9 protein-coding genes and 4 tRNA genes are annotated in these 12841 nt (G+C 41.8%); 6 read left to right on the top strand and 7 right to left on the bottom strand.

The annotated features are described in order from the left end of the window. Positions 1–30 precede the first annotated feature (30 nt). Positions 31–1129, bottom strand: a protein-coding gene (gene prfB, locus E2H97_RS02290; protein WP_170308223.1) for a peptide chain release factor 2 whose coding sequence is annotated in 2 segments (ribosomal slippage) — positions 31–1053 and positions 1055–1129 — 1098 coding nt in all. Because the reading frame shifts where the segments join, the coding sequence is not laid out codon by codon here. Positions 1130–1399: 270 nt separating this feature from the next. Between prfB and E2H97_RS02285 the strand changes: the two genes are divergently transcribed. Then, complete coding sequence (locus E2H97_RS02285) at positions 1400–3202, top strand: coiled-coil domain-containing protein (protein ID WP_133405626.1); 1803 nt, start codon at positions 1400–1402, stop codon at positions 3200–3202. Positions 3203–3218: 16 nt separating this feature from the next. Here the strand turns inward: E2H97_RS02285 and chrA are convergent, their stop codons facing one another. Continuing rightward, complete coding sequence (chrA, locus tag E2H97_RS02280) at positions 3219–4361, bottom strand: chromate efflux transporter (RefSeq protein WP_218938231.1); 1143 nt, start codon at positions 4359–4361, stop codon at positions 3219–3221. Between the two features lie 443 nt (positions 4362–4804). Here chrA and E2H97_RS02275 point away from each other — a divergent pair, with 443 nt between their 5' ends. The 4 genes from E2H97_RS02275 to sseE all read left to right on the top strand — a co-directional run bounded on the left by E2H97_RS02275 (position 4805) and on the right by sseE (position 8136). Beyond that, on the top strand, positions 4805–5278 hold the full coding sequence (locus E2H97_RS02275; RefSeq protein WP_133405624.1) for a SycD/LcrH family type III secretion system chaperone: 474 nt from the start codon (positions 4805–4807) through the stop codon (positions 5276–5278). Continuing rightward, positions 5265–6875, top strand: coding sequence for a type III secretion system translocon subunit SseC family protein (gene sctE, locus E2H97_RS02270; protein WP_133405623.1), 1611 nt, complete (start codon positions 5265–5267; stop codon positions 6873–6875). The genes E2H97_RS02275 and sctE overlap by 14 nt, the downstream gene beginning before the upstream one ends. A 14-nt stretch (positions 6876–6889) precedes the next feature. Then, positions 6890–7687 (top strand): type III secretion system translocon protein SseD, encoded by a 798-nt coding sequence (gene sseD / locus E2H97_RS02265; RefSeq protein WP_133405622.1) that lies wholly within the window; start codon positions 6890–6892, stop codon positions 7685–7687. Positions 7688–7752: 65 nt separating this feature from the next. Beyond that, complete coding sequence (gene sseE / locus E2H97_RS02260; protein ID WP_133405621.1) at positions 7753–8136, top strand: type III secretion system effector protein SseE; 384 nt, start codon at positions 7753–7755, stop codon at positions 8134–8136. 87 nt (positions 8137–8223) lie between these two features. Here the strand turns inward: sseE and E2H97_RS02255 are convergent. The 4 genes from E2H97_RS02255 to E2H97_RS02240 form a co-directional block, all read right to left on the bottom strand. Continuing rightward, positions 8224–8300, bottom strand: a tRNA-Pro gene (locus E2H97_RS02255). Positions 8301–8337: 37 nt separating this feature from the next. Next, positions 8338–8414: transfer RNA gene (locus E2H97_RS02250), tRNA-Pro, on the bottom strand. 5 nt (positions 8415–8419) lie between these two features. Beyond that, positions 8420–8495 (bottom strand) — tRNA-His (locus tag E2H97_RS02245). 48 nt (positions 8496–8543) lie between these two features. Next, positions 8544–8620: transfer RNA gene (locus E2H97_RS02240), tRNA-Arg, on the bottom strand. 210 nt (positions 8621–8830) lie between these two features. Here E2H97_RS02240 and E2H97_RS02235 point away from each other — a divergent pair. After that, the gene (locus tag E2H97_RS02235) at positions 8831–10693 is read left to right on the top strand and encodes a sensor domain-containing diguanylate cyclase (RefSeq protein WP_133405620.1); all 1863 of its coding nucleotides are present in this window, start codon (positions 8831–8833) and stop codon (positions 10691–10693) included. A gap of 18 nt (positions 10694–10711) precedes the next feature. On the opposite strand, the gene rep is transcribed toward E2H97_RS02235, so the two are convergent. After that, positions 10712–12724 (bottom strand): DNA helicase Rep, encoded by a 2013-nt coding sequence (gene rep / locus E2H97_RS02230; protein WP_133405619.1) that lies wholly within the window; start codon positions 12722–12724, stop codon positions 10712–10714. Positions 12725–12841 lie beyond the last annotated feature (117 nt).

The following is a 12841-nucleotide window of genomic DNA, read 5'->3' as shown; positions in this document are numbered from 1 at the left end:
AGACCATACCATTAATGGCTTACTCTAGGCTTACAGGCCTGATTTCAGGCTGGCTTCAATAAATTTATCTAATTCGCCATCAAGGACAGCTTGGGTATTGCGATTTTCAACACCTGTACGAAGATCTTTAATTCTTGAATCATCAAGAACGTAAGAACGAATTTGGCTACCCCAACCAATATCCGATTTCGCATCTTCTGCCGCTTGTTTATCGGCATTTTGTTTCAGCATTTCCAGCTCATACAATTTCGCTTTCAACTGCTTCATTGCTGAATCACGGTTTTTATGCTGAGAACGATCGTTTTGACACTGCACCACGGTGTTCGTTGGTAAGTGAGTAATTCGGATCGCTGATTCTGTTTTGTTTACGTGCTGACCACCCGCGCCTGATGCTCGGTAAGTATCGATACGTAAATCGGCAGGATTGATATCAATTTCAATGGAGTCATCCACTTCTGGATATACAAACACAGAGCAGAATGAAGTATGGCGCTTACCTGACGAATCAAACGGTGATTTACGTACTAAGCGGTGAACACCTGTTTCAGTTCGTAGCCAACCAAAAGCGTATTCACCGGTAAACTTGATGGTTGCACCTTTAATACCGGCAACATCACCATCGGTCACTTCGATAAGCTCTGGTTTAAACTCGTGGGCTTCCCCCCAACGTAAGAACATACGCAGTACCATATTGGCCCAATCTTGGGCCTCCGTACCACCTGAGCCAGATTGGATATCAAGGTAACAATCCGAAGCATCATTCTTACCTGAGAACATACGACGGAACTCAAGTTCTTCAAGACGCACTTCTAAGTCCGCAAGCTCAGTATTAGCATCGTTGAAGGTTTCTTCATCATCTTCTTCAACAGCCAATTCCAATAAGCCTTCAATATCTTCAAGCCCGCTGTCCATATCATCAATGGTTTTCACAACGGCTTCTAGAGAAACGCGCTCTTTACCTAGTGCTTGGGCGTTGTCTGGGTTGTCCCATACTTCTGAGCTTTCAAGCTCACGAGTCACCTCTTCTAGACGCTCTTTCTTAGCATCATAGTCAAAGGTACCCCCTAAGAAGATCTGTCCGCTCAGACAACTCCTTAATTTTGGTTTTTACTGGATTTACTTCAAACATGAAATGGATTCTTTTTCGAGTGTATATCTACATGAATAAATGTAGATATCTGTATAATATCAAGCCAGTTATTCTACCTTAAGCCAATGTCGCTGAAAATAGCGATATCGGATATTCAATATTATCTCTGCGCTTAATTTCAAGGGACTGGCTATATCTATAATTTAATAAGACGGTAAATTAAATTTTATTAACCTTTTAAATCAACTCTTTACAGAAAAACCAAACTATGAATAATTATTCAACAATGTTCATAACTTATTGAGTTATATGACAAGCGCAGTTGTAAAAGTTTCCGATGTAAAAAATCCCAACTTGGATGCTGAATCCAATCAGCAAGTATTCTGGAGCTGTACCGAAGCAAAGGTGCATATCGAAACTAAAACCAAAGGTGGGAAATCGAATACTGTCGACTTTATGATTCATGTATCAGCTAATGAATTGATATCTGCTTGGCATATTGGAACTGAGCCTCCTACTTACAGCAAGGTTACTCCAATAGGTAGAGCTAAAATTACTAAGGGTGATCATATCGCTAGGGATCTAAGGAAAATTGTTAAAGCGCATAAAGCAACAATTTTACATTTCCATGCTGTAGAAGCTGAAAAGCAAGATAAATTGAATAAGCAGACTGCGTCGCCAAAAGCGGCAAGTCAACCTCCAAGTGTTCATAGACATACAACTCAACGTTCACAGAAACAAACAACGCCAGTAAAAAGCAGTCATCCTCTCGTGCATTCATTCTCACAATCAGTGGCAGAGCAACCATGCCTTTCTCAAGAACCCATGGCCTCACAAATGAGTCTAGCCGATACTCATACATTCACTCATGATGCAACCTTATCCTTGGCTACACAGCCACTTTACCCACGTGGTTCACAGACAAGTTTTTCTCAAATATCAGCGCAATCGAGCCCCAATGCCTTAACGAGTAAACAAGTTCCTCGACAATATTTTTCCCGACAACATCCATCGCAAAAATCGCAAGAGACTGCTAAATCAAGACCATCATCTAGAGTCGATCAGTTAAAAAAACAAGAGTTAGAATCCCATAGTGGTACTTCGATAGGTAGTACAGCCTCAGAAAAAGAAAGACAAATAAAAGTTAAACAACATTGGGCTAATCACCATTTTTCTTGCGGGAAATTGGTACCCAATGGATTCTCATCAGATGAAGTTGCGTTAACTCAGCCTGCAAAACCAGCAGCACCAACTCCGCCTTTAGCAAAAACAGCTCTAGCCCCCTCAGCTTCACTTACTCAACCTGTAACTTCTGAGTCTCCCACTTTTATATATTGTCCGTCACCAAGTAAAACTAGGCCTTTAACCCACGGTGAATTACAAAATGAAAATGCCACGCTAAGATCACAACTAAGACCAATACAAGAACGAAATTTCGAACTACAACATACGCTAAGATCACTGCAACAGCAGCTAGTTGAATCAGAACAGAAAGTGATGACTCTACAGCATCAAAGTAGGGAGCAACAGAAAGTGGTTATGGCGTTAAAAGAAGACCTGAGAGAAGCACAAGTTAAATCAAAACAAGAAAGGATTGCTATACAGCATTATTGGCACCAACAAGAGAGCCAATGGCGATTATCTCAACAAGCAAGCCAACTATCACAAACATTAACGGCTACAGGTTTTACTCAAGGTTCTGGTCTCCAAATTCAACAGGCTCACATTCAAGCTGAAGAGATCATCCGTCTCGCCCAATATAAAGCCAAAGAAACGGAATCAAAAGCAAACGATTTGATGAAAACGGCTAAAGCCAAACTACAGCAAGCTAATGAAGCAAAGGAATATATTGACCTTCAATATAAAAAGTTAGCGCAATCACAAAAAGAAGATAAACAGAGAGCTCATAGACTTGCACAAACAAACGCTAAACTGTCTTCTCAAATCCAAAGCGAATATCAAGAGATTCTTAGGGTTTATCAAGAAATACAAAATCTCCAACTGAAACTACCAACAGAAACCGATGAGTTATTGAGCAAAAGAATCAAGAACTTTCAAACTCATTTAGGTCGGCTAAGTGCTCGGTCAGTATCCAAAACGGCTCAGTTATAATCTTCCGATTTTACGTTTATATTAATGACAAAACTAAATTGCTTGTAATAATACAAAGACCAACCCAAAACACATTCAACTTGGCAAAGCGTAATAAACCAAAGCCAAAGAGTGCAATAAGTACATCACTGAAATCTTCTACCGCAGATGTGAAAACAGGGTTAATCCAAGCCGCCATTAAAATGCCTACAACACAGGCATTAACAGTGCCAACAATGGCTTTTATTTTTTGATTCTGCGCTAAAGCAAACCAGCCGTTGATCATAGCAAGCATCATTAAAAAGCCCGGGGCAAAAATAAACAAAGTGGCCAACAATGCGCCTATGAAAGCACTACCTTGCCAAATGGATGCCCCTAAAAAACTCGACAGGGTAAACATAGGGCCGGGGATCATTTGCGCAAATCCATAACCACTTAAAAAAGTTTGTGGTTCAACATAACTGCTAAGCCCATTTTGCAATAACGGTAACACCACATGGCCACCACCAAAGACTAACGTCCCCGATAAATAAAACTGCTTAAGGGTATCGCCGTAAACCGAGCCCGAAAGTAATAGTAGAACTGATAATACGCCTATGAGAATAACTAATGGTACAAAGCTAATTTCAACATTTTGTTCAAACTTCGCATCTCGAGATTGCCAAAAGCCTATGACCGCCGCGATAAGAAGCAAGCCCACTTGTATACCAACCGAGGGCACCAAGACTAATACCGCAGCAGCTGCAATCGCATAAACTTTATGAACGGCAGATTGACAAAAGCTCTTCGCCATCGACAACACCGCATCAGCCACCACCACCACAGCAAGCAATTTTAAAGCAGATATTATGCTCATTATCCAAGGTGAAGTTGACCAATATTCCATTTTGAGCAATAAAGCCAAACCATACATAATAAAAAATGAAGGTAAGGTAAACCCAACAAAAGCAGCAATTGCTCCTATCAGTCCCGCTTTTTGATAACCAATGCCGAAGCCTAATTGACTAGAAGCAGGGCCAGGAAGAAATTGACACAAAGCCAATATATGAGCAAAACGATCGGCATCTAACCATTGCAATTCGTCTACAAAGCGGCGTCGAAAATATCCAATATGAGCCGCAGGTCCCCCAAAGCACACCCACCCTAACAGAAAGAACTGTTTAAAAACTGAAATGACCACCGACACGTTTCCTACAAAAGTAAACACCATTCGAAAAAGGGATTATATGACAAAATTGTTGCAAAAATATGGCGAGGTAAATCATAAAAACATCGTCATCTAAGGTATTCACCCTAGACAATACAACAAAAAACCACACTCATCAGACCAGTTACATTTTCCCTTCCTTATTTTTCGATATCAATCATTGATAGATCTCTTATGCTTTGTATTACACAAGGTTTGATTTGTCGTTTTGAAGACTTAAGCAATAAATCGGATTTAGTGTCTATACTAAAAGACTAAATACGATAAATACTCCAATAACCTGCGCTCACCTAACTCTTAAAACGATGTCATAACCATAATTAAATCCGCGCTATAGGCTTCTCGCTACAAGCTAATTGCTACAAACAATGTTGTGAATTGATTCATCAGCATACTGGCTCCCAAGGAGAATCTAAATGGAACACGAAGAGTTTGATGTTTTACAAAACTTTATCGAACAAGGTGGCACTTTAAAAATGCTGGCCGATGTGGACGACGAAGAGCTAGGTACTTTATATCAATACAGTTTGCAACTTGTAGGCTGCCGTGATTATGAAGGTGCAAAGCGGATTTTATACCTCTTGTTCCGTATCGACTCATGGAACTATGACTACTGCTTCAATCTTGCTCAAGTTTATCAACACTTAGGTGAACACCACGAAGCAATATACCTCTTTGGACGTGCTGGAATGATTCAAGTGGATAACCCTATGCCCGCCTTCCAAGCTGGACAAAGTTATTTAGCCTGCAAAAACTACGAATTCGCTGAAAAGAGCTTCAACGCTTCAATACGCTGGAGTGAAGGACGCCCACAATTTGCCGAACTTGAAGCCAACGCCCAGTTTGCGCTTGAGCAACTAGCTAAGGAGAATAATCATGTCGGATCTTAATCGAGTTGGCGATACCAGTATTCATCAACCTATGATAGACCCATCACTATTGGATGGTTCACATGGCAGCCAAAGTGTTCATCATGCCAAGTTACCTACTTTTGACCAAATCGCACACCAAAGCGCAAATGCTTATAACTTAGCCGATGAAATTGATAAACGTAATGGTCTTATTTCACGAAGAGAAGCAGATAAGGCCCTCAAACAAGTATTGGCTAAATTTGATGGCAACGTCCCACCATCAATTGCAGACTTAGAAAAAGCCAACATGCAAGCCATGGTGTTATTAGCTACAAACCTGAGTATTTCAACCTTTAGTGATACGGCTCAAGCTAAGTTAAAAGCCCAAAAAATCATGACAGATACCCAAGCTTATTTGAATGATCAAAAAGTGAAAAAGTATCAACAACAAATGAAGGATCGGGCAGATCAACAGGCTAAGGCGAGAAAAGCTGGTATTTTTACTGCTATCTTTGACTGGATCATCAGTGCCGCAGAAGCCATCTACGGCATCATAAAAATTGTTGAAGGTGTTGCCTCTGCTATTTGTAGTTTTGGTGCCGATGCCGAAGCCTATGTCGAAGTACTCAGTGGTGCTACCTATCTTGCCGCTGGAGCTGCCGGTCTAGTAAAAGCTGCCGCAGAAACCTGTGAGCTTGCAGGTGTTGGCGATAAAAAAACCGAAGAAGAAGTCGCTAAGATAGCGGGTTATGTTCAACTCGGTTGCGAAATCGCTGGCATGTGTACCGACATATTTGGTGCTGGCCTTGCCTTTAAAGCCGCAAGAGGCGCTGCCTCTGCCGTTGAAGAAGGCGTTAAAATTGCCGCAGATGTTGCGATAAAAACCACCACAGATCTTGCCGAAACCACTGCTGCGGCCTCTATAGATGCAGGTGCAGAAGGTATGGTTGAACTCGAAAAACTCGCAGCAAAAGAAGCTGTTGAGCAGCTATCAAAAGATATCGCAGAGCAAGTCGCTTCAGATGTTGGTGACAGTATTGTCACCAAAATTTCATCAAAGGCGGCTGAGGTAGCTTCAGAAAAAGGCACGGAAGAAGGTGCCACTCTTGGCCGCAAAATTGCGATAAAACTTACCAGGCGCATGTTTAAGCGTGTTTCGAAAGAGTTTGGTAAGGAAGCCATTAAAGAGATGACCCAAAAAGTGGTACAAGAAGCCATTGAAGAAACCGCTAAACAAGCGGCCAAAGAAGGGGGGGAAATCACCGAAGATACAGTCAAAGATATGGCCAAGTTAGCCAGTAAAAAAGCGACACAAAGGCTTATGAAAGGCTGTGTAAAAATCTCCACCAACCTTGCCCTAGATATGGGTCGAGGCGCAGTATCTGGTGGACAACAAATCACTCAAGGCACCATTGCTGAAGTACGTGCAGTCACTGAAAAAGCCATTGAAGAGCTTATTCTCGAACAAGACTTCCTTGAATTTACCAGTGATTGGTATGACAGAACAAAGCAAGATGAAACCAAGTCAGCAAAAGATCTGATTTCAAAAGCAGGCACCGCGGTACAAGGAGGCACTGACGTCATCAGCCAAACAGGTACAATCCGAGCTCGCATTGCCAGCTCAATAGCAGGATAAGAGAGGTAATCATTATGTCAGGAGTTTCACAAGTATCAGGAAGCGCAGGAGTCAAAAGTGATATGCCAACGCATTCCTTTGACGATGCTCATCAAAATTTAGATCATTTAGATCATGGATTGAAAGGCATTGATCATCATATGAACAAGATCAATAAGTCATTTAGCAATCTATCATCACAATTCACTCCAGTGAAAGATCCAAAGCATCAAGATGAAAAAGATCTTAACGATTTACTGAATGAGAAAATTGATGATGGTTACGATTCAGGTTCGCTTGATGGAAGTGCCAGTATGAGTGGTGCCGCAGCCATTGAAGAAATTAACCAGTTGATGATTAAACTCGCCGACTTATTCAAAAAACTGCGTAATATCTTACAGGATTTTAACGTTGTACAGGAAAAACTCGCGTGGGATATCCAGCTTGCTTCGCTAGCGAAAAAACGTGAAGGGATCCAAGACGCCATGATTGGTATGGTGATCTCTGGAGCTGCCAGTATCGCAGGTGGTATGTTCAGTGTCGGGTTTGGTGCCGGTGGTGCTTTTAAAGGCAGTGAGGCACTAGGCATTTTTGGTCAAGGTTTAGGACGAATGACTGAAGGTGGTGGTTCAGCAACCAACGCTTATATGACTCAGTTAAGTGAAAACGCCAAACTCTTAGGTTCATTTGATGAAACCAACGCCAATACTTATATTAAAAAGTTTGGTGAGACCATGGAAAGAGCCCGTAGAACTTCAACCGATATGGTGTCTACACTAACTGAACTTACCCAGTTACACCGTAGTTTAGAAAACGCATTAATGGTGAAATAATCACAACCTAGCAGTAGGGATTTATTTTCACTACTGCTAGGTTTTTGCATATTAAGGAGTTACACATGGATGAAGTCACCTACCACCTCCAGCAACAAGGTATTGTTGTTCAACCTGCCTACTTTGGTGAAAGCCAGTTCGAATATGGTAAAAGATGGGAAACCGAGCATTGGCGTCTAATATATCGAGTCGAAGATCATGTCATGACCATTTGCGAAATTGAAAGTAAGAGTAAACCAGAGGGGATCCGTGGTGCTATGCTCGACGTGATAAGCCAACTAAAGAAATTTAAAAAAGAAATCACTTCATTAAAATCCATAAGAGGCCGAGTGCTCACTGAGTTTGGATCACCACAAGAGAGAGAGCGACGTCAACTTCAAGAAAAGCTCTATCTCAAACAAGGTGCGAAAAAAGTAGAAAACGAAGAAGGTATTTGGTTAGTTTATTAATTAACCTGAGCTCAGGTTAATTAATACTTCAGATACAACAAAGCCCCGTAATCGACGGGGCTTTTTTGCATCTTATACAAAGATAAGTGGTCGGTGATAGAGGATTCGAACCTCTGACCCTCTGCTCCCAAAGCAGATGCGCTACCGGGCTGCGCTAATCACCGAAATTGGGGTAAGCTGAAAATTCAACTTTAGAGAATGTGGTCGGTGATAGAGGATTCGAACCTCTGACCCTCTGCTCCCAAAGCAGATGCGCTACCGGGCTGCGCTAATCACCGAGAAGTGGGGTGACTGATGGGACTTGAACCCACGACAACCGGAATCACAATCCGGGGCTCTACCAACTGAGCTACAATCACCACATTTACATTTGCTAACAGAATATTTGGATACCGCTTAATTCCAAATGGTGCGCCCAGAAGGATTCGAACCCTCGGCCTCACCCTCCGGAGGGGTGCGCTCTATCCAACTGAGCTATGGGCGCTCAATTCGGTTAGCGCGGCATATACTAGGGATAACCGATGCCGCTGTCTAGCACTAGTTTCATATTTTTAATCAATTGGTCATCTTTTAGCAATTTAACTCAATAATTATACATAAGATGATTAAAAATTATCTTGGCAGTTAAGTTTATTCATGTTAATTCTAGATATTATATAAGAAAAAGATAATATGACTGGAGCTGACGTATAAAATGGAATTTGACGTTATTGATCCCCTAAAGCTCAACAATGAAAACCTTAACGACCGTCTTCAAAATAGAATTCGGCGGCTTAAGGGTGTCTTACAAACTTATAAACAAGCAAAAATTGCTCGTGATGTCTTAATTGAGATCTCCAACCTCGCTGAGCGCACATCCTCATTAAAAGACTTCTATAAAGGCGTCCATCAACTCCTAAAAAAAGTGATTGCTGCTGATAACTTTTATGTCGCGACTCTCTGCCCTTTAACCCATGATATTGAGCTCATTTTCTTCATTGATGAGCACGAACCGACTAAAGAAAAAATAAACCAAAGCAATTTATCAGAGCTCCTTAGAGCTGGTTTAACCGGTTATGTAATTAGAACCGGAGAAACGCTATTGTGTGATAAAAACAAATTTCAGGAATTACTTGAGCAAAAAGAAATCGAGCTGGTTGGTCCAATCGCCCATGTTTGGCTTGGTACACCTATTATAAGTGGAGAGCAAGTTCTGGGCACTTTAGTCGTACAAAGCTACCACGAGGATGTGAGCTACAGTAATAATGACATCGAACTGATGAAGTTTATTTGTCAGCACATTGCAGGGGTATCTGAGCGTATTGAACATCAGCACAGCATGGAACAAGCCATTACTATACGTACCAATGAATTGATCCATACTCACGACGAACTCAAGCAAGAAATCGCCGAACGAATCCAAGCTGAAAAGTTACACAAAACCTTATTTGAAATTGCCAATCTTTGCCATGATGATCTGGATGACGATGATTTCTACCAAAGGCTCAGCGAGATTTTAAAAGAGTTCTTAGGAGATGGGCATTGCTATATCTCGCTATATGATAAAGAAAATAATACCTTATTCTTTCCATTTTATGCTCATGATCATACTCATAATCAAGATATACCGAGTGAACGCCCTTTTTTAGATGGGCTGACTGAATACTTGATGAAACATAAAAAACCTCTCTTGCTCAACAGTAATGACCTCTATCAACTCATCGACAAAAAACTTATTTACCAACAACTAAAGTTTCCTAGAGCTGTAGATGAGTGCTCGCAGTGGATGGCTGCCCCGTTGTATATAGAGGAACACATCAATGGTGTGCTTGCGGTATACCATTCCAACCCTGATATAAAATACCACGAGTCTAATTTAGAACTGCTCAATTTTGTGGCGCAACAGATTGCCATCGCGATTGAACGTAAGCGCGCTAAAGGGATCATGCAGCAAAACTATCAAAACCTTGAGCGTGAAGTAAAAAGGCGGACTTGTGAATTAGCAAAAGCCAATAAAGAGCTCAAAAAAGAAATCACCCTCCGTCGCAAAATGGAATTGCAACTTATTTATGATGCTAACCATGATCCTCTCACAGGCCTCCCCAATAGAGCCATGTTTATGGAAAGACTTGAACAAGCGATCAGCCAAATTAATCGCCACCCAGAGCGAGTCTTTGCATTGATGTTTATTGATCTCGACAAATTCAAACGGGTCAATGATACGCTAGGACATATTGAGGGCGATCGGTTTTTGATTGAAACCAGCGATCGCTTAAAAATGTGTATCCGACAAAACGACACTCTAGGTCGATTAGGTGGGGATGAATTTGTGGTGTTGCTAGACAGCATACAATCACCACAAGATGCAATAGAAATTGCCGACCGTATCTTACAGCTGCTATCTAACCCATATAAATTAAGTGGTAAAAAGTTTTATTCCAGTGCCAGCATAGGCATTGCTATCAGCTCTCAAGAGATTCAAGAAACAGAAAACTTATTACGCTCAGCCGACCATGCCATGTATCAAGCCAAAGCTAAAGGGCGTGGGCGCTACGAAATCTATCAGCCACCGCATTAGGTGGCTGCTAACAATATTTTACCCTTTAAGCATATTTCTCAAATTTGAGATATTTGCTTTCCCTGTTTGCTGACGCTGCTGTTCACTTTGCAATGGTTTCTGGTTTTCCCATTTCACATCATCTTGTGGTAATTCCATTAAAAAGCGACTCGGCTCTGTGCGCATGGTTTCTCCGAACTGTCGACGTTCTCGACAAATCACAAACCACAATTCTTTCTGGGCACGAGTGATCCCCACGTAGGCTAAGCGTCTTTCTTCCTCGACATTGTCTTCATCAATACTGGTTTGATGTGGAAGCAATCCTTCTTCCATGCCCACCATAAACACATAAGGAAACTCCAAACCCTTTGACGCATGCAAAGTCATTAACTGCACTTGATCGCCAGCTTCTTCTTCACTGTTGCGCTCCATCATGTCACGCAACGTGAGTCGAGTGACCACTTCTGGCAAGGTCATAGGCTCGTCTAAGTCATCGCCATTGAGCATTTCAGTCACCCAACGATACAGCTCAGAAATGTTCTTCATTCGCATTTCAGCAGCCTTAGGGCTGGTACTGTTTTCGTAAAGATAATCTTCGTAATTGATATTTCGGATCAGCTGTTTGATGGCATCTATGCCCTCACCTCGCTTAGCAATTTCTCCTGTATCAACAATAAATCGACCAAACTCATAAAGCGATTTACAAGCTGCAGGGCTCAATTCATGGTTCAACTCAGGCTCAAAAATAGCACTGAATAAAGAAATGTGTCTTTGATTCGCAAAATTTCCCAAATGCTCTAATGTGGCTGGTCCTATCCCACGCTTAGGTAGGTTAACTACCCGTAAAAAAGCATTGTCATCATCTGGATTCACCACTAAACGGAGATACGCCATGATGTCTTTGATTTCAGCCCTAGCGAAAAACGAGGTACCACCACTCAGCTTATAGGGAATACGGTTGGTCATTAATGCTCGTTCTAATAATCGCGACTGATGGTTACCACGATACAAAATGGCATATTCCCCATAGCGGGTTTTGCCCACAAATTTATGGCGAACAATTTCAGCAACAACTCGCTCAGCTTCTTGTTCTTCATTGCCCGCCATGACCACCCTCAGAGGCTCACCGTAGGCCAGTTCACTAAACAAGGATTTTTCATAAACGTGGTCATTATTGGCGATCAGAATATTGGCCGCTTTTAGAATACGCTGGCTTGAGCGATAGTTTTGCTCAAGCTTAATGAGTTTAAGCTGCGGGAAATCTTTACCGAGTAGCACAAGGTTTTGCGGTTTTGCCCCACGCCAAGAGTAGATAGACTGATCGTCATCTCCAACAACAGTAAAGCGCGCGCGCTCACCCACCAGTAGCTTCACCAATTCATATTGGCTTGAGTTGGTATCTTGGTATTCATCCACCAGCAAATATTGAAACCTAAGCTGCCAGCGTTCACGTGCGACTTCATTGTGTCTTAATAATAACGTCGGCAGTAAAATCAAGTCATCAAAATCAAGGGCATTGTAGGCTTTCATGTGTTGGGCATAACGCTTATATAGCAACGCAAACAATTGCTGTTGTTCACCCTTGGCCGTTTTGATGGCGTGTTCAGGGATCATCAAATTGCCTTTCCAATTAGAAATGGCGGACGCTAATGCGCGAAGTAAATCCTTATCTTCTTGAAGTTCTTTTTCAGTGAGTTCTTTTAGTAAAGCCAAAGTATCTTGATCATCAAACAACGAGAATCCCGCTTTTAGACCCAGTGTTTTGTATTCTTTTTTAATGATTTCCAGCCCAAGGGTATGAAATGTGGAGATCCACAGGCCACGAGAGAGTTGTTTTCCAATCGATTGCGCCACACGCTCTTTCATCTCACGTGCCGCTTTGTTGGTAAAGGTAACTGCAGCGATATTTCTGGCTCGGTAACCACACTTTTCAAGTAAATAAGCAATCTTATTAATGATCACCCTAGTCTTACCACTTCCTGCTCCAGCCAAAACCAGGCATGGGCCAGAGACATAGTGTACCGCTTCATTTTGACCAGGGTTGAGTTTCATTGATTGCAATCTACCAAGCTAAAACGTAGATCCTAGCGTATTTATAGTGCTACTCGCTACGGTTTTCTTAGTATCAATGTACAAACACTTGATGCTAACGACGTGACGAATATAGGC

Origin of the sequence: Parashewanella tropica (assembly GCF_004358445.1) — a bacterium.
GTDB lineage: Bacteria > Pseudomonadota > Gammaproteobacteria > Enterobacterales > Shewanellaceae > Parashewanella > Parashewanella tropica.
This window is presented reverse-complemented; position numbering and strand designations above follow the sequence as displayed.

Bases quoted from the DNA above. Each gene is read 5' to 3' on its own strand.
- E2H97_RS02285 (WP_133405626.1), top strand. From the start codon at position 1,400: ATGACAAGCGCAGTTGTAAAAGTTTCCGATGTAAAAAATCCCAACTTG.
- sseD (WP_133405622.1), top strand. From the start codon at position 6,890: ATGTCAGGAGTTTCACAAGTATCAGGAAGCGCAGGAGTCAAAAGTGAT.
- sctE (WP_133405623.1), top strand. From the start codon at position 5,265: ATGTCGGATCTTAATCGAGTTGGCGATACCAGTATTCATCAACCTATG.
- sseE (WP_133405621.1), top strand. From the start codon at position 7,753: ATGGATGAAGTCACCTACCACCTCCAGCAACAAGGTATTGTTGTTCAA.
- E2H97_RS02235 (WP_133405620.1), top strand. From the start codon at position 8,831: ATGGAATTTGACGTTATTGATCCCCTAAAGCTCAACAATGAAAACCTT.
- rep (WP_133405619.1), bottom strand. From the start codon at position 12,724: ATGAAACTCAACCCTGGTCAAAATGAAGCGGTACACTATGTCTCTGGC.
- E2H97_RS02275 (WP_133405624.1), top strand. From the start codon at position 4,805: ATGGAACACGAAGAGTTTGATGTTTTACAAAACTTTATCGAACAAGGT.